Origin of the sequence: Vibrio sp. McD22-P3, assembly GCF_021568915.1 — a bacterium.
Taxonomy (GTDB): domain Bacteria; phylum Pseudomonadota; class Gammaproteobacteria; order Enterobacterales; family Vibrionaceae; genus Vibrio; species Vibrio mediterranei.
The window spans coordinates 204,520-221,639 of the sequence record NZ_JAKGTN010000003.1 but is presented as its reverse complement, the minus strand read 5'-3'; the positions used below and the strand labels follow the sequence as shown (position 1 = coordinate 221,639).

Below are 17,120 nucleotides of genomic sequence, written 5' to 3'. Positions count from 1 at the left end.
CTTACGCCTTATTTGCCAGTTGAACTTCGACTAAGTTAGTGTGTTGAGGGTTACCTTTCGCCAACGGGCTTGGGTGTTGAGACGTCAGAACGTTGATCGAACCATTATGGTCAACCTTGTTGCCGTCAGGTGCATACCATGCTCCCTCTCCGAGAGCCACAACTCCCGGCATCATTCTTGGCGTGACTTTAGCGTTAATTCGAACTTCACCACGATCGTTGAAGATCTTAATTCGGTCACCATTGTTAATTCCGCGACGTTCAGCATCTACAGGGTTGATCCACATTTCTTGTTGTGCGGCCTGCTTCAACACATCGACGTTACCGTAAGTTGAGTGGCAACGTGCTTTAAAGTGGAAGCCCGTTAACTGCAATGGATACTTATCGCGTTTTGGTGAATCCCAGCCTTCTGATGTGCTCACGTAAATAGGTAGTGGATGAATCACATCACCTTCTGGCAGCTCCCATTCAGCAGCAATACGAGCTAACTCTTCCGAGTAGATCTCTACTTTGCCTGAAGGTGTGTTAAGCGGGTTATTCACCGGATCTGCACGGAAAGCTTGGTAAGCGACATAGTGACCATTAGGGTCGCTACGTTTGACGATACCTTGCTGACGTACCGTCTCGAAATCTGGCAATGTCGGGTCTAACTTCAATGTTTCAGCATACAAGTGACGTAGCCAACCTTCTTGGTCACGACCTTCGGTAAATGCCTGACCCACACCCATGCGCTCCGCCAAATCAGAACAGATTTGATAGATGCTGCGTGCTTCAAATTGAGGCTCGATCGCTTTGTCAGCAAAGATAAAGTAAGGCATGTTTGCCGCTTTACCATCCATACAGAAATCTGCCTGCTCAGACGTAGTGAGGTCAGGCAAAATGATGTCGGCGTACTTTGCTGAAGACGTCATGTGGTTATCGATCACGACAATCATTTCACATGCTTTGTCATCTTGAAGGATATCGTGAGTACGGTTGATATCTGAGTGCTGGTTAATGACACAGTTGCCCGCATAGTTCCAAATGAACTTGATTGGCACATCGAGTTTGTCTTTACCACGCACACCATCGCGTGTCGCAGTCATCTCAGGACCACGAACAATCGCATCAGTCCACAGGAACATAGAGATCGACGTTTTCACTGGGTTTTCTAAGGTTGGGAAGCGCACAAACGGAATGTTATAATCCGATTCACGAGCACCAGAACCACCGCCATGAATGCCTAGGTTACCGGTTAAGAGCGCTAGCATGGCAATCGCACGTGACGCGATTTCACCATTTTGCGTACGCTGAAGACCCCAACCTTGATAGATTGCACAAGGTTTAGTTGAACCAATCTCACGAGCTGTCTTGATAATGATATCCGCTGGAATACCAGTAATTGGTGCCGCCCATTCTGGCGTTTTCTCAATACCATCTTCACCCAAACCTAAAATATAAGATTTGTAATCACTATTTGCTGGCGCAGATGCTGGCAGGGTTTTCTCATCGTAACCAACACAGTAGGTATCTAAGAACTCTTGGTCGACCAAGTCTTCTTTGATCATCACGTGGGCCATTGCTGCTATGAACGCTGCATCAGTACCCGGTTTGATAGGAATCCACTGATCTTCACGACCCGCCGCAGTATCGTTATAGCGTGGATCAATCATGATCATTCTTGCGTTGGATTTCTCTTTGCTTTCAATCAAGTGATGAATCAAACCACCGCCAGACATACGTGTTTCGGCTGGGTTATTGCCAAACTGAACAATGAGCTTACTGTTTTCGGTATCTGAGAAAGAGTTACCGTTCGCCCAACCGCCATAGGTATAACTCAGGCCTTTGGCAATTTGAGCCGTCGAATAATCGCCATAGTGATTCAGATAACCACCCGTTAAGTTCATCAGACGCGCGATTAACGTGCTACCAGGAGGCCATGACTTGGTGACCGTACCGCCTAATGTGCCAGTACCATAATTAAGATAAATCGCTTCATTACCATATTCTTTCTTAATGTGGTCTAGGCTATTTACGATCTCGGTGTAAGCTTCATCCCAAGTAATACGCTTAAACTTGCCTTCGCCACGTTTACCGATACGCTTCATTGGGTACTTCAGGCGGTCTGGATTGTACACGCGACGACGCATAGAACGCCCACGTAAGCATGCGCGCACCTGGACATCTTTGTTTGCGTAATCATCTTTGCCGGTATTATCTGCATCTACCCACTTTATTTCACCGTCAACGACATGCATACGCAGTGGGCATCGACTGCCGCAGTTTACGGTACAAGCGCTCCACACCACTTTTTCATCGTTTGATTGTGGTTTGCTTTCCGCTTGGGCAGATTTAAAAGGAAGAGAAATGGCGCTGGTTGCAGCAGCAAGACCGCCGATGGCCGAAGAGGATTTTATGAACCCTCTACGCGTCAGCGACGGCGTCAATAATTGCTTCAGTTTATTATTCATAAAGACATGCTCGATTATAGTTATGCATCATCGAGCGAATGTTACTAACGAAACCTTTAGAAACTGTTGATAAAAATCAACACTACTACTTAATGGTTAGTGGATTGACAATTCTCTGACATTTGGTGGAATATTTTTAAATCACTCATTTATAGAAACAAATAATTTGCCATTTAATTGAAAGGCAAATTATCGTATTGATAGGCATTCCATTTTATAAATGAATATCAACACCATTTGATCTCAAAGAAAAATACCATTTAATGGTGTTTAATAAATACGTTCGCCAACGTTGGATGAGGATTAGTGCCAGTCAACAGTACAATATCCACACTAGGGAGTGGTGGCATTCCGTTTAGTATCTTAACGTCTTTGTTAGTACTTAGACGCCCCATCGCACCGACGCCCATTCCTTTAGCCACTAATGCTCGCTGAGCTGAAGCGGTATTGCAACAAGCAAGTAGTCGATGAGCGATCCCACGCTTGGTTAAACTATCCAACGCCGCGGCGTGGTACTTACAGTCGGTTTGAAACAGTACCAACGGCAATGGGGTGATGGCGGTATCAAAATCATGCCCCGCAATCCAAACGCCTTTGTCTGACTCTAACCAATAACCTTCTTCACTGTCAGGTGCTCGCGTCACAATCGCGGCGTCTAACTTCCCCTCGTCTAACCACTCTCTTAGCATAATGCTGGGCTGACTGAATATTTGAACTGAACAAGTAGGTTCAACTTCGTTAATTGCCGCCACCACTTTCGGTAGGACAGTGTCATTGTAGTCTTCAGGGCAACCAAGCCTCAACGCCGTTTTGTTTTGATAGCGTTTCACCTGGTGCAAGGCGGTATCATGTAAGGAGAGTATGCGTTCAGCGTGTGCTTTCAATGATAGTCCAGCTTCACTTAGCACCATATTCCGGCCATCACGCTCAAACAATACAGCCCCAGTTTCGGCTTCTAACTTTTTCATCTGCGCGCTAAACGCAGATTGAGTTCGGTTTATTTGTTTTGCTGCTCGCGTAAAGCTCCCCGTCTCGGAAAAAGCGAGAAGACTTCTCAGCGCATCGATATCCATATCGCCCCCAATCCATCGATTTCATTGATGAAATACATTCAAATTTTGCGTTAGTCACCCATCTCACCATTGATTAGTATCAAAATCAAACAGGCAAAGGAGTCAAATATGAAACTGTATATTGGAAATCAGAATTACTCGAGTTGGTCATTACGTGCGTGGCTTATCTTTGAGCATTACCAGCTTGAGGTCGAAGTAGAAAAACTCAAACTGTTTTCAACCGAGTTTTATCAAACACTTGAAACGCTGACGCCAACAGCCAAGGTTCCTACACTCATTGATGACGAAACCACAGTTTGGGACTCTCTTGCGATATTAGAATATGTGAATGAGCAATATCTCAATGGTTGCTGCTGGCCAAATGACAGCGTGAGAAAAGCCAAGGCAAGAGCAGTAGCCTGCGAAATGCACTCTGGATTCTTGGCTCTACGCAATGAATTACCAATGAACTGCCGAGCCAAGCGCCAGGTCGTACTTTCTGCAGAAGCTAGAAAAGATATCCAACGGATTGACACCTTATGGGCAGAGCAGATGTCAAAGCACGATGGTCAATGGTTATTTGGCGATTGGTCCATTGCCGACGCCATGTTTGCTCCTGTTGCACTTCGTTTCCGAACCTATGGCATTGAACTGTCACCTTTAGCGCAGCAGTATCAACAAAAAGTGCTAAATAGTGACGCAATAAAAACGTGGTTAATACAAGCAAGTCATGAGCAAGACATCATTGTTCAGGACGAAGCAGGATTTGATCGCTAGCCAATGCAACGGTTTGACAAAATAACAAAGGCTTGCCTAACGTTTCGTTATGGCAAGCCATGAGTTCAAAACCGCAGTGCATTGACTGCTTTATCAAATCAATATTCGATTAGTTTAACGCTTTTGCTCATTTCGGATATACATAATCGCGACCATACTAAAGCCCATAAATTGCCATAGGTACTGACCATCACTAGCACCCGAAATCGTTTGAGTAAATGCCATACAACCTGCGACGAAAAGAGAGGCGATTGCCGAATAAAGCAACCAAGGACGTTCTCTATCAGTCATAAATTCTAGATTCAATACCGAACGAATAATGAGAATAAAAGGTAGGCATTGCAACAAAATCAGAATCGGAAACATGAAGTCGAATGTTGGACTTAACAAAGCATGACCAACCTGACTTTTATCCCATGTCCCCACAATATAGCCTTTCCATCCGGCCCAAGTATCACCCGCATAGGCCGTCTCAGGAGTGACAGCCCCAAGTAGTACGCCCATTACCTTGTCGATAAAGCCATTCTTAAACCAGAATACAAATAAAAAGATTTGCACTGGAATGATTTGAAACGCGAGCTTCTTTAACATTTTTTGTTCCTGTTAGCATAAATAACACAAGAACAATTATGAGTTTGCCTTTATTAAAGACGCTTGATGCAAGGCAATCGGCGTTAATTACAAAGTAAATTCAAATAAACCATTCTCCGTAGCCCTATGAACTATGGCAAGGTTTGAATTAAATTTGATTTTTGTAAAGATTCAATTAAATCATAGAGTTGCCCACCACTCTCTTTCTTCATCGCGACATAGTGTTGGTAGTTAAAATCGGCACCTTTTAGATTACCAACTTGTTTGTCAGCCACACTTAATAGGTAGTAGCCAATGGGAGTTGGCGTGCTCTCTGCAGCATAGAAAAGGTAAGGAATGGCTTGGTCAGCGCGTTGGTTTAACAACAAGGCAAGCCCTAACGTCAGGTTCGCGATATCACAACGAGGGTTAAGTTCGAACGCTTTTTGTCCCAATTTAAGACCCTCAAGGCGTGTCTGAGCATCACCCGATTGCAAATAGTCAACGGAGGCTGAGTAAGAGAGTAAAGCACTGACTAAATAGTTACCGCGACCTTGAGACTGAATATTCTCTAGCATAGGTGAGAGCTTTACAAAGGCATCGTTTCCGCCACCTAAGTAGAACTGAGAAATACCGTCTGAAATCACTTCCCAATCATCGTAGTTATTAATGGCACTCACACGATGACTGGTCACTTCATACCCGTCTTCTTTAGGTTCTACCAACGCCTTAATTTCCAATACTACATCGCCAATAGCGGTGAAAAAATCTTCTTTGTTGAAAGATTTTTCAATACGCTGATTCTTAGATGGTAATTGGTTGTTCTGAATCATCAAAGTAAGTAAGAACTCACTCTCGCCGCTCTTTTTAAGCCAGCCTTTAAGCTCAATACCCTGTTGCTTTAATGCCGCTTTACTCTCCTTAGACAACTGGGAAAAGTGATAGCCGGTTAACGCTCGCGACGAGTTGAGGCCATAGAATAGATAATTGTAAACGCTTTCCGACAGTTGATAGTCTTGCATCGAATCTGAAGTAATATCATGGATATAAACCGGCACAGTACCAAGCGGATTGGTATTTTCTGCCACGATGTCTGTGTTCTCTTCAACAACATAAGTGACAATCCATGACGCCATTGCCAATATCGCTAAACACCCAGCAAGGGTAGCCCAAAGCTTGTTGTTACCGCCTTTGCGCCCACTTTTTTCCGAAAATTGTGGCTCCTCAATATCATCGACTTCAACCGCGACGACTTGTGGTGCTTTTTCAATGTGAGCAATCACTTCAAGATCAAATAGGTACCCTTTCTTCGGGATAGTTTTGATCGTACGGTAAGGTCGCGTTTTGTCTTTAAGCTGGCCTCTTAATGAGCTAATCACTTGGCGAACCAAATTGTCCGACACATGATTACGCTGCCAAACATTGTCTGCGATTTGTTGAGTCGTCAGGACTTGCCCTTGGTTTTCAACAAAATACTTCAACAGACGAGATTGCAATGGTTCTAAATGCAGTTCTGCACCATCGACTTCAAGCTTATTTTTGCTTGGATAAAAAACAATCGGAGATTCGAGCTGCAATACGTAGTATTTAATGGAGTCCATAGTGGCTACAAGGGTAAGAAATAACCCTAAAAGGGTATTAATTTCGTTTCACAGAAGCAACTGAGATTTTGTATTGTTAAGTATGGACAATGACGCTGGCGAAATGGATCGATAAGGAAAAGGATGTTGTGGGCGCTTTGTAAGTCAAGCCGCCATTTGAGAGCCTGCAGGCCCTGAAACGGCGACGAGGAATCTCAAACGATTACTTTTGAAGTTGCTCTTTTGCTGCTTCAACTTTTGCGAAATCAAGTCCTAACTCTTCAACTGCTTCTTTGATCAACGCAGGGTTTTGCATAACTTGACCCATTAGCGCTTGAAGCTGCTCTTGTGGCAAACCAAGCTGGCTGATTGTTGCCATTGCTGCAAGAGGGTTCTGTGTCAGTACTTCAAAAATTTCACTGATTTGCTCATCACTGATGTTGTTCTCTTTTAGCATTGCAATTATTGGATTCATTTCACTACCTTTATCAATATCAAATGAAATTGCCCGCAGTTTATCATTTGAGACCTTAACTGGGTACTACCTGATTCCATCACTCCTGCCAGTTGGCGAAATGCGAAACCAAGTAGTCTATCGCTAAACGAGCCCTCATTGGCAAAAACCGTCGATTCTGATAAACAATCCAACTACTAGAGCCTTTGCCCCAATAGGGTATTAAGACGGGAACTAGTCGCCCGTTATGGAAAGCGTCACTAAAACTGCTTTTTGGCATATAGACAATGCCTAACCCCTGTTCACAAGCATTGACCACAGCACTGGAGTTATTGCTGCGCCAACGTCCATCTACTCGAATACTCCCCATCGGTTTGCCATTATCTTCAAATACCCAATGGTCATTATTCGCGATGATACAACTATGGTGTCGAAGTTGATCAGGATGAGTTGGTACTCCGTATCGTTCTAGATATTCAGGACTGGCCGCGGCTGCCATTGGCCTGTCCACCAGCTTCCGGGCAACTAATCCCGAATCACTTAATCGGCCGTACCGAATCGCAAAATCGATACCATCTTCGATGAAATTGACCATTCGAGTATCAAAATCCATCTCAACCGTTAGTTCCGGGTACCCTTTCGCAAATTCCATCAATGCAGGAGCAACGTGGTTTTCGGCAAACGCACCAGCGGCACTCACCCTTAAAGTGCCATTTAGCTGTATTTGCTCGGAACTAAGCTGCTCGTTAGCTTGTTGAAGTCCAATAACTAAGTCTTTGCACTGCTGATAATACACCTGCCCCGCCTGTGTGAGATTCACCATTCGAGTGGAGCGGGCAAGCAAAGCGACGCCCAAGCGTTCTTCTAAACGCGATACCTGTCGACTCACATGACTTGTGCTGCAACTAAGTTGCTTAGCTGCCGCAGAAAAACCGTGGCTTTCTGCTACCGCTACAAACTCGTTGATTCCTTCAAAGCTATCCACATCTCACCTTTGCCATATAGCAATAATATTTTGTCATTTAGCTATATTATCACCAAATCAGTTAGCAATTAGTATAACTAAGGTAATTACAACAACGAATCAGCCAGAAGGACATAACGATGAAAAAGGTACTTATTCCCGTCACTAACCATGCAACATTAGGTGAGACAGACCAAGCAAACGGAACTTACGCTCCAGAACTCACTCACGCTTTACGTGAACTCCAGTCGGCAGGTTATGACTATGACATCGCATCCATTAAAGGTGGCAAAGCGCCACTTTACGGTACTGACATCGAGGGTGACAGTGTCAATACAGAAATCCTAACGGACGAGGCGTTTCAGAATCGTATTAACAACACCATTCCTGTCTCGCAAATCAATATCAATGATTACGATGCTATTTTTTACCCGGGAGGGTTTGGATTGCTATCTGATCTATCAAGTAACGAGGATTTCGCTGCGCTTGCAGCTACTCATTATGAGCAAGGTGGTGTAATTGCAGCAGTGTGTCACGGCCCCGGAGCTCTTCTACCTATTACTCTGAGCAATGGCGACAAATTACTGGCATCGAAGTCAGTCACTGGATTTACACGAGAAGAAGAAATCGACTTCGGCACTATCGGCGATATTCCTTTCTTACTGGAGGAATCACTGGCACGTACTGCCGCTCAGTACAGCAAAGTACAACCTTGGCAAGAGTTTGTAATTGTTGACGAACGTGTAATCACAGGCCAAAACCCAACCAGCGCACACGCTGTCGGAAAAGCGATCGTAGCGGCTTTATCTTAACTTTTGTCACAGCTGTAACCGTTCGTGTCGTGTTAACGTAACGCAACGTTCTCACGACACGTATTGTTGTCTATTGCCATTTATAGACTTGTGTCTCTGGATAAAAAGCGTACCACGCGAACCAAAATAGTAAGGTTGATGGTTGGGTTTCACCCTTCTCATCAGTTATCCAAGCTGACTGGTTGCTGCTATCCCAGTGAACATAATAGCGATCCCCGCCCAATTCAAAGCTTTGCTGCTGAGTTGTTAACTGGGATATCTCACTAAATGGAAACGCGATAGTTGACTGCTCTACTTTAAACCCTAATACCATCTCTTTCGGGTGATACTCATTGGGTGCTTGATTCGCTACAGGAAAGTAGATGGCAGCGTTTTTTCCATAACCTGCATAAGGATCTCTCTGGTAATCGCGTTGATAACCTGTGTTGGTGGAGAGAACTAGCGAGTCAGGGTAACGAGCTAGCCAATTCGACCAACGACTAAGTGTAAGCGTCACTTGTTTGAGTTTACGGCCAACTAATGTTCCAGCTATAGCCTCACCATGAATTTGCGACCATAGCGATTCGGTTTTGCGGTCGTACATAAGTACGTCCGAGTTATACAACAAACCAGAAACTCCAAAATCCAGAGCTTCACGCTCTCCCGTCGGCTGGCTAAGAAATGCTATTCCACTGCCACATAATGGACAATAACTGATAACGTAACGTGTTCCGCTGAATTGGTCATTAACGATTTCATGCCAGTTGAGAATTCGAATAGGATACGCCTTCACCACATCACCAACCTGCAACCCCAATACGATATCCTGTGCATGCATAAATTTTGCCTCGTTGCCTTTAATAAACTCGGGCTGATTGAGCGCCGGAATGCCATCTTTAGGTGGCCCGCCTTTTTGAATGAATTGTGAGGGCACAGATGCATTGTCTATGTTGAATCCATTGAGCACCTTCGCCAATAGTGATATCGGAAACGACAACAATATGAAGACCAAAAGAGTTAATCGCAGCTGCATTTGCCTCTCCTCCAATAAAGAAGACTGGCCATATAGACCCGCCAACAACAGCAATGCTTTCAATTGTCCTCTAAAACAAAAGCAACGATGCTCATTAATACGCATAGCACTCTGGCGCTTATTCGACATAACAAACGCCGCGTTGAGCTGCTCAACAATTGTGACAAGCTTCAAAACCATAAATAAAAACTATACTTAATCCTACTGATCAAGTTGATCGAATGATGCAAATGTGAAAACCTTACCACATTGAAACATGAAAACCTTTTCATGTTGTGTGAAAACCTTTTCTTAAAACGTATCAGGATAGAACAAATGAATAAGAAAATCGCGGTCCGCTTGCTTGCGGCTCTCGGCGGAAAAAATAATATTCGAGCCCTAGAACATTGCGCGACAAGACTTCGTGTTGTTGTAAAAGATGATGCACTTATCGATGTCGACCAAATCAAATCAACAGATAATGTAGCTGGTTACTTCTTCCAATCGGGCCAACACCAAATCATCCTTGGCACAGGCTTAGTTAACAAGGTCTTCGCCCTTATCCAGCAAGAACTAGATGGCGAACTTGAGAGCGCGAAAGGCGCTGCTTACGAAAACATGAGCCCATTCCAAAAGGCCCTACGTTCTTTAGCAGACGTATTCATTCCTTTGATTCCCGTGCTGGTTGCGACCGGTCTGTTCATGGGGTTACGCGGATTCGCCCAACAGCTAGGCTTTGAGTTCTCTCCTGAGCTACTCACTATGACGCAAGTTGTAACTGATACGGTATTCATCTTCCTACCAGCGCTTGTCGTGTGGTCTGCCTTTAAACGCTTTGGTGGTACGCCTGTTATCGGCATGGTGCTGGGTCTAATGCTTATCGCACCGATGCTGCCAAACGCATGGGATGTGGCAAGCGGTAACGCAGAAATGCTGAGCATTGGTATGTTTAAGATTCAAGGCTTCCAAGGCACCATAATTCCAGCTCTAATTGTAGGTATCTTGGGCGCTAACCTAGAGCGTTGGATTAACTCATGGATGCCATCAGTGGTTTCGCTGATCTTTACTCCATTTTTGACGATCACTATTGGCATGCTAGCAGGTCTATTCATTATTGGCCCGGTATTCAACATTGTTGAACATGGCGTAATGGTTTCTACAGAATCAATTATTAACTTACCAATGGGCATCGGCGGTGCAATCTTTGGCGGTCTACAACAGGTTCTAACTGTAACGGGTCTTCACCACAGCTTAATGGTTGTAGAGCTTAACTTCCTATCGACTATCAAGATCAACCCATTAAATGCACTGATTACTGCATCAATGGCAGGTCAAGCAGGCGCAGCGATTGCCTACACCATGTCGATCAAAGATAAGAAACAAAAAGCGCTTAACTACTCTTCAATCGTACCGTGTTTCTTCGGCATCACTGAACCACTTCTGTTTGGTGTGACGCTAACTAATAGCCGTGTATTTGTATCAGGTATCATCGGCGGTGCCATTGCGGGTGCATTCGCAACCATCATGCACATCGCACCATCTGTTATGGGTGTCACTTTCATTCCAGCTATTCCTGCCTACTTAGGCAATGGTCTTGGTATGTACCTAGTGATGATTGTTATTGGTATGGGTAGCGCAGCAATGCTAACTAAATTACTAGTAAAGCCAACAAGCAACGAAGCAACGATGACGGTTGCTTTAGATAAGTAAACTTCCCCTCGTGGCGGTGTACCTTAGGGTCACCGCCACGGTTCGTTTTAAAACATTGAATAATTCAATGTTAGCAACAAGTCCAACTACAGAGTGTATTAATAGCAATGACTTCAACAGAACTGTGTTCACAAAGCGAATCTTCAGTGTCGCACCAACCAAACACTGACCACTTGCGCCCACGGTTTCACCTAACTGCACCGTACGGACTGATTAATGACCCAAACGGCTTTATTGAATACGATGGAGAGTATCATCTGTTTTTCCAATGGAACCCACACGCTTGTGAGCACGGGGCAAAATATTGGGGACACAGCACCAGTCAGGATCTAGTAAACTGGACACTGCAAGGTCAAGCATTAGTCCCAGACGAAAGCTACGATCGCCACGGCTGCTACTCAGGTAGCGCGTTCGTATTGGATGAGCGACTTCATCTTTTCTATACCGGAAATGTAAAAACCGACGACGGTGTTCGTCTTACTACTCAATGTCTCGCCAAATCTATTGATAGCCACAACATTCATTTCGAGAAAATAGGCCCGGTTATCCCAAAACAACCTGAGGGATATACGGCGCACTTTCGCGACCCTAAAATTTGGCAACACGATGGCACTTGGTATTGCGTGCTTGGTGCTCAGACAAATGATGAACTTGGTCAGGTGCTTCTTTTCAGCTCAAAAGATGCTTCTAACTGGACGTTTCTCGGCCCAATTGCTGGCAACCAGATCAATGGACTTCGCGACTTTGGCTATATGTTCGAATGCCCAGATCTGTTCCATCTAGATAACACTGATGTTTTGATAGGTTGCCCACAAGGAATTAAGCCCAACGGGTTAAGCTTCCAAAATCGCCACAATAATGGCTATTTTGTAGGTAAGATGGATTACCTAAATACGTGCTATACACACGGCAACTTTGAGCCACTCGATCATGGGTTTGAGTTTTATGCTCCGCAAACCACCGAATCGACTGATGGACGCCGCCTGATGAGTGCTTGGGTTGGTATTCCTGAGGAAGATGAACAACCTAGCGTCACCAATGACTGGATTCACGCTTTATCCTTAGTGCGAGAGCTTTCCGTCGTTGATGGGAAGGTGCATCAAAAACCCGCTCGCGAGCATGAATCTTTGCGCGGTGCGATGTCTTCGTTTGAAGAGGTGCAGCTTACCAATCAGAATCACTTATCACTGGACAGCAACCACTGCTTTGAATTGAATCTGGATATCGAGCATATTACTGATGATGTCACGATCAAGTTATCAGATGAAGGTGACCGTTGGCTGGCATTAAACTATCAAGCAGAGACTGGCGTAGTCACTTTAGATCGTTCAAACTCCGACTATTTACCGGGGAAACGACAGTGCAAAGTAGACAGTGAGCAATCCCTCAATCTGCAGATTTTCTTTGATCAGTCTATTGTTGAAGTCTTCATCAATCATGGTGAAGCCGTGTTTACATCTCGCGTGTTCCCGCAAGCCGATCAGTCAAAAATCACACTTGAAACTGGAAAGTCATGTATAATCAAGCGCTTTATTAAATACGATTACTGACCAAAGGATTAACGGGAAATGGCGACAATTAAAGAAATAGCCAAGTTAGCAGAAACTTCAATTTCAAGTGTTTCCCGTGTCTTAAACAGTTCTGGCTATGTCAGTGAGCCCGTTCGAAAGCGCATTCAAAAAGTGCTTGATGAAACGGGCTATCGCCCTAACGCCTTGGCCAAAGCACTGCATTCAAAACGCAGTCAGACTATCGGAGTTATTCTTCCAAAAATAAACGCCACCTCCTCTGGTGACAACATCGCTGGCATTGATCAATACTTTGCCAATAACGGCTACAGTATCATCTTAGGTAACACCAACCACAGCATAAAAAGCGAGCTAGAATTTCTCGATTTATTTGCAGAAAAGCAAGTCGATGGCATCATCCTAATCGCGACTACGATTACGAGTGAACACAAAGAAAAAATCAGAAAGGTAGGCAAACCCGTTGTAGTTATGGGGCAATCCACCACCGATGGAACACCTTGTGTGCTGTTCGACGAAGTGACGGCGGTGGAAGAGATCATTGACTATCTTGTAGCGTCGCAACATCGTAATATTGCGCTTATCGGTGTATCTGAAAGTGACGTATCTGTTGGTGTGAAACGAAAGCAAGGTTACTTAAACAGTTTAGAAAAGCATGGATTACCCATTTCTGCCGATATGATGGTCAATGGTGAGTTCTCTGTAGAAAGTGGTTATACCGCCTGTCAGGAACTTTATGAAGAGCGAATGCAGCGCCCAGACGCTATTTTCGCTGCCAACGATAAAATGGCTATTGGTGCGATTACCTACTTACTTGAACATGGCTTTAAGGTCCCTGAGGATGTCAGCGTGTGTGGCGTTGGTGGTGGTAATATGTCTCGTTATTACAACCCTAAGATTACCTCGCTGGTTTATGACTTTGAGGAGTCAGGTAAAACCAGTGCACATTTACTGCATATGCTGATTGAAAAGCCCGATCTGGATTTGACCGACCACGTAAGCTTTATTCCCTACCATCTCGAAGTAAGAGACAGTACTGCGCCTAAACTAAGTTAAAGCGCAGCCATATTTGATTATCGTTTAACGAGTGATCATTTGACGGGCTATAAGAAGCTATTCGAAAAACTCTATTACTAACTGGTTGTTCTTAATCACAACTTCTGGATTAGAGGATTTCAGTAGCGCCTCTTTAACCGTATTGCTATCGAGTTTGTAAACAGGATAGGTAGATACAGCGGCACCAATCATACTTACAGCGGGCTTAATCAGCTTCTTGATTTCTGGGGTTAGAAGCTGCCCTTCTTGATCAATTTTTTCTAGACGGAGTGATTGTAGAAAAATCTCACCACTTTCTTGTTCATATCTAGGTATGGCACTGAACTCTATATCCAAATCAAGGTTAATATCCTGTTCATCCAACAACTGTAGTTGAGCCTTGGTGTTGGCAAATACCGCTACACGATCAGCGTCAGAGCGTCCAATTTTGACCTGAAGATCATCGACTGAAAGCTTGGCATACATGACGTTTTCAACACCAATAGATTGGTTGAGTTGTAGGTTGTCATTGAGATAATTCGTCATTTCTTGTTCAGTGATGCTGTAACTCACACAACCTGACAATAACAGCACTGATGAAGCCCACAGGAGTTTGGCGAATCTGTTTTTCATAACGGGTAGCACTCTCAGAATATCGGAATAAGAGAAAATAAAGCAGACCTTTGAGTCTGCTTTATTTTATTAAAAGGTAGGGTGTTTTTGTGTCACAGGCAAGTGTTAACTTAGTCAGGATAACTTAGCTAATCGACCACCGTGACAATGAGCATTTAAAGTCATCGTAACCAAACTCATTAAGCTTTTCGATCTGACCGCTTGAGCGCTCACAGTAGATTGACGGCATCTTCAGACCATTAAACCAATTGAGTTTCACCATGGTATAGCCAGCACTGTCCATAATATGCAGTCGTTGCCCCACCTCTAACGGCTCATCAAACTTGGCCTCACAGAATTGGTCACCAGCTAGGCAAGAACATGAGCCAATGACGTATTCATGATCACCTTCTGCATTGGCTTCTAAAATCGAAGCGGGTTCATCGTATATGAGCGTGTCCAGACGATGCGCTTCCGTCGCAGAATTTACAATCGCCGTCTTTTTCTCATTTTCTACAATGTCCACAACGGTAACAACAAGGTCAGTCGTTTTAGTTATGATCGCTTCACCTGGCTCTAGGTAGAGCTGCACACCATGCTTTTTCGAGAACGCACTCAATGCAGCACCAAGTTTATCGATATCATAACCAGGCCACGTAAAGAACACACCGCCCCCCATACTAACCCAATCGAGCTTATCTAGATGAGTACCAAATCGCTCTGAAATAGCATCAAGTAAACCGATAAATGCATCGACATCTTTATTTTCACAGTTCATGTGAAACATAACACCATCGATAGAATCGAAGATTGTTGGGTCGATATGATCGGCTTGCACTCCAAGGCGAGAGTACGGTCTAGCAGGGTTGGCCAAGTCCTGCCCTGCATAGCTTACACCCGGGTTAAGACGTAAACCAATGGACGTTTTGCCTTCAACGATATGACGATAAGCGGCTAATTGAGACTGCGAGTTGAAGATCATCTTGTCACTAATATCAGCCACTTCGCGTACGTCGTCTTCGGTGTAACCAACACTGTATGCGTGCGTTTCACCACCAAAAGTCTCGTAGCCAAGTTTTACCTCAAATGGACCACTGCTGGTTGAGCCATCTAAGTATGGTTTAATAATGTCAAACACACCCCAAGTCGAGAAACACTTAAGCGCCAGCACTAGCTTTACGCCAGAGACCTCTTTAAGGTGTTTTGCTTTCTCTAGGTTCTCAACCAGTTTGTCTTCATTAATCATGAAGTATGGAGTTTTGAGTTCGTTTTTAATCATTTTGTAGACCTAAGTTTAAAGACCCTAGATAGCTACCTAGGGTCTGTCACTTTATTTAAGAATCTTGATATCCGGAGCACCGACTTCCAGCTCTTGAACATGCCAATCTAAACCGATTTCAGGCATGGTTTCTAGGAACGGATCAGGGTCTAATTGCTCCATATTGAACACTCCAGCGTCTGCCCATTGACCACGGAAGTATTGCAGTGCCGCCGTGATGGCTGGGACACCCGTTGTATAAGAAATGGCTTGATGCTCTACATCTTCGTACGCCACTTCATGGTCTGCATTATTGTAGATAAATACTGAACGTTCTTTACCGTCTTTCTTACCTTGAACCCAAGTCCCGATACAAGTTTTACCTGTGTAACCTGGTGCCAAAGAAGTTGGGTCTGGAAGCAGTGCTTTTAACACATGTAGTGGCTGAACCACAGTGCCATCATGTAGAGTTAGAGGGTCAGGGCTAAGTAGTCCAATATCACGCATGCAATTGAAATAGTTCAAGTATTTATCGCCAAAGCCCATCCAGAACTCGATGCGCTTTGCAGGAATGAACTCTTGCATTGAACGAACTTCATCATGTGCCATTGAGTAGACTTTGTGTTTGCCGACTAATGGGAAATCGAACTCAAGCATACGAGTGTGGCATTCAACTTGTTTCCATTCACCGTTTTCCCAATAGAAAGAGTCACCTTGAATTTCTAGCATGTTGGTTTCTGGATCAAAGTTAGTGGCAAACTTTTTACCATGGTCGCCAGCATTGACATCCATAACATCGATGGTGTCGATTTCATCGAATAAATGCTTCACTGCGTAAGCTGCAAATACGCTTACAACACCAGGATCAAAACCTGCGCCTAAAATACCCGTGATACCTGCCTCTTTGAATTTGTCACGGAAACCCCATTGCCAATCATAAGCTTGAGGAACTTGCTGACCTTCCGAGCATAGATCGACAGCGACAGAAGTATCTAAATAAGAGACTTTCGCTTGCAGACACGCTTCCATGATGGTGATGTTTACCCAAGGAGGACCCGCGTTAATCACTAGGTCTGGCTTCACTTCATTGATCAGGGCAACCAGCGCTTCAACATCGTCCGCATCAACGGCACGAGCGTCTAGCTTTTTAGTCGTGTCTTTTAAGTTGTTTTTGCCTTTAATGGATTCAATGATTTTTTCACACTTCGCGACGGTGCGTGACGCAATCGTAATATCACCTAATACATCGTTATTCTGAGCCGCCTTGTGCGCGACTACCCAACCAACACCACCAGCGCCAATCTGTAAAACTGCCATTTTCTTTCCTTAT

15 protein-coding genes are annotated in these 17,120 nt (G+C 44.3%); 5 read left to right on the top strand and 10 right to left on the bottom strand.

Annotated elements, in window-relative coordinates; translation table 11 throughout:
• Position 1: 1 nt before the first annotated feature.
• Both L2W36_RS04950 and L2W36_RS04945 read right to left on the bottom strand, forming a co-directional pair.
• Complete coding sequence (locus L2W36_RS04950; RefSeq protein ID WP_006074867.1) at positions 2-2,449, bottom strand: DmsA/YnfE/YnfF family dimethyl sulfoxide reductase; 2,448 nt, start codon at positions 2,447-2,449, stop codon at positions 2-4.
• A 260-nt stretch (positions 2,450-2,709) separates the two neighbouring features.
• Entirely contained in the window at positions 2,710-3,522 is an 813-nt protein-coding gene (locus L2W36_RS04945) for a LysR family transcriptional regulator (protein WP_006074866.1), read from the bottom strand.
• Between the two features lie 108 nt (positions 3,523-3,630).
• Here L2W36_RS04945 and L2W36_RS04940 point away from each other — a divergent pair, with 108 nt between their 5' ends.
• Positions 3,631-4,278, top strand: coding sequence for a glutathione S-transferase family protein (locus tag L2W36_RS04940; protein ID WP_236109465.1), 648 nt, complete (start codon positions 3,631-3,633; stop codon positions 4,276-4,278).
• Positions 4,279-4,392: 114 nt separating this feature from the next.
• On the opposite strand, the gene L2W36_RS04935 is transcribed toward L2W36_RS04940, so the two are convergent.
• The 4 genes from L2W36_RS04935 to L2W36_RS04920 form a co-directional block, all read right to left on the bottom strand.
• Positions 4,393-4,869, bottom strand: a complete 477-nt coding sequence (locus L2W36_RS04935) for a hypothetical protein (protein WP_006074864.1) — start codon at positions 4,867-4,869, stop codon at positions 4,393-4,395.
• Positions 4,870-5,000: 131 nt separating this feature from the next.
• Entirely contained in the window at positions 5,001-6,449 is a 1,449-nt protein-coding gene (locus L2W36_RS04930; RefSeq protein ID WP_236109464.1) for a winged helix-turn-helix domain-containing protein, read from the bottom strand.
• Between the two features lie 202 nt (positions 6,450-6,651).
• Positions 6,652-6,903, bottom strand: coding sequence for a DUF2999 family protein (locus tag L2W36_RS04925; protein ID WP_031497056.1), 252 nt, complete (start codon positions 6,901-6,903; stop codon positions 6,652-6,654).
• Between the two features lie 79 nt (positions 6,904-6,982).
• A complete protein-coding gene (locus L2W36_RS04920) occupies positions 6,983-7,867 on the bottom strand; it encodes a LysR family transcriptional regulator (protein WP_236109463.1) in 885 nt (294 codons plus the stop codon).
• Between the two features lie 119 nt (positions 7,868-7,986).
• Here L2W36_RS04920 and L2W36_RS04915 point away from each other — a divergent pair, with 119 nt between their 5' ends.
• On the top strand, positions 7,987-8,658 hold the full coding sequence (locus L2W36_RS04915; protein WP_006074860.1) for a type 1 glutamine amidotransferase domain-containing protein: 672 nt from the start codon (positions 7,987-7,989) through the stop codon (positions 8,656-8,658).
• Between the two features lie 70 nt (positions 8,659-8,728).
• Here the strand turns inward: L2W36_RS04915 and L2W36_RS04910 are convergent, their stop codons facing one another.
• A complete protein-coding gene (locus tag L2W36_RS04910) occupies positions 8,729-9,670 on the bottom strand; it encodes a DUF3179 domain-containing protein (protein WP_443088378.1) in 942 nt (313 codons plus the stop codon).
• 315 nt (positions 9,671-9,985) lie between these two features.
• Here L2W36_RS04910 and L2W36_RS04905 point away from each other — a divergent pair, with 315 nt between their 5' ends.
• From L2W36_RS04905 to L2W36_RS04895, 3 genes are all read left to right on the top strand, one after another.
• Positions 9,986-11,359: a PTS transporter subunit EIIC gene (locus L2W36_RS04905; protein WP_198558016.1), complete on the top strand. Its 1,374-nt coding sequence runs from the start codon at positions 9,986-9,988 to the stop codon at positions 11,357-11,359.
• Between the two features lie 107 nt (positions 11,360-11,466).
• Positions 11,467-12,909: a glycoside hydrolase family 32 protein gene (locus tag L2W36_RS04900; protein ID WP_236109461.1), complete on the top strand. Its 1,443-nt coding sequence runs from the start codon at positions 11,467-11,469 to the stop codon at positions 12,907-12,909.
• 18 nt (positions 12,910-12,927) lie between these two features.
• On the top strand, positions 12,928-13,941 hold the full coding sequence (locus L2W36_RS04895; protein ID WP_006075497.1) for a LacI family DNA-binding transcriptional regulator: 1,014 nt from the start codon (positions 12,928-12,930) through the stop codon (positions 13,939-13,941).
• A gap of 57 nt (positions 13,942-13,998) precedes the next feature.
• Here L2W36_RS04895 and L2W36_RS04890 read toward each other — a convergent pair whose 3' ends face one another.
• The 3 genes from L2W36_RS04890 to L2W36_RS04880 all read right to left on the bottom strand — a co-directional run bounded on the left by L2W36_RS04890 (position 13,999) and on the right by L2W36_RS04880 (position 17,107).
• Positions 13,999-14,553, bottom strand: coding sequence for a DUF1439 domain-containing protein (locus tag L2W36_RS04890; protein WP_006075496.1), 555 nt, complete (start codon positions 14,551-14,553; stop codon positions 13,999-14,001).
• Positions 14,554-14,677: 124 nt separating this feature from the next.
• Positions 14,678-15,811 carry a carboxynorspermidine decarboxylase gene (gene nspC, locus L2W36_RS04885; protein WP_236109460.1) on the bottom strand — a complete coding sequence of 378 codons (1,134 nt, stop codon included), beginning with the start codon at positions 15,809-15,811 and terminating at the stop codon, positions 14,678-14,680.
• Between the two features lie 51 nt (positions 15,812-15,862).
• Entirely contained in the window at positions 15,863-17,107 is a 1,245-nt protein-coding gene (locus tag L2W36_RS04880) for a carboxynorspermidine synthase (RefSeq protein ID WP_006075494.1), read from the bottom strand.
• Positions 17,108-17,120: the final 13 nt, after the last annotated feature.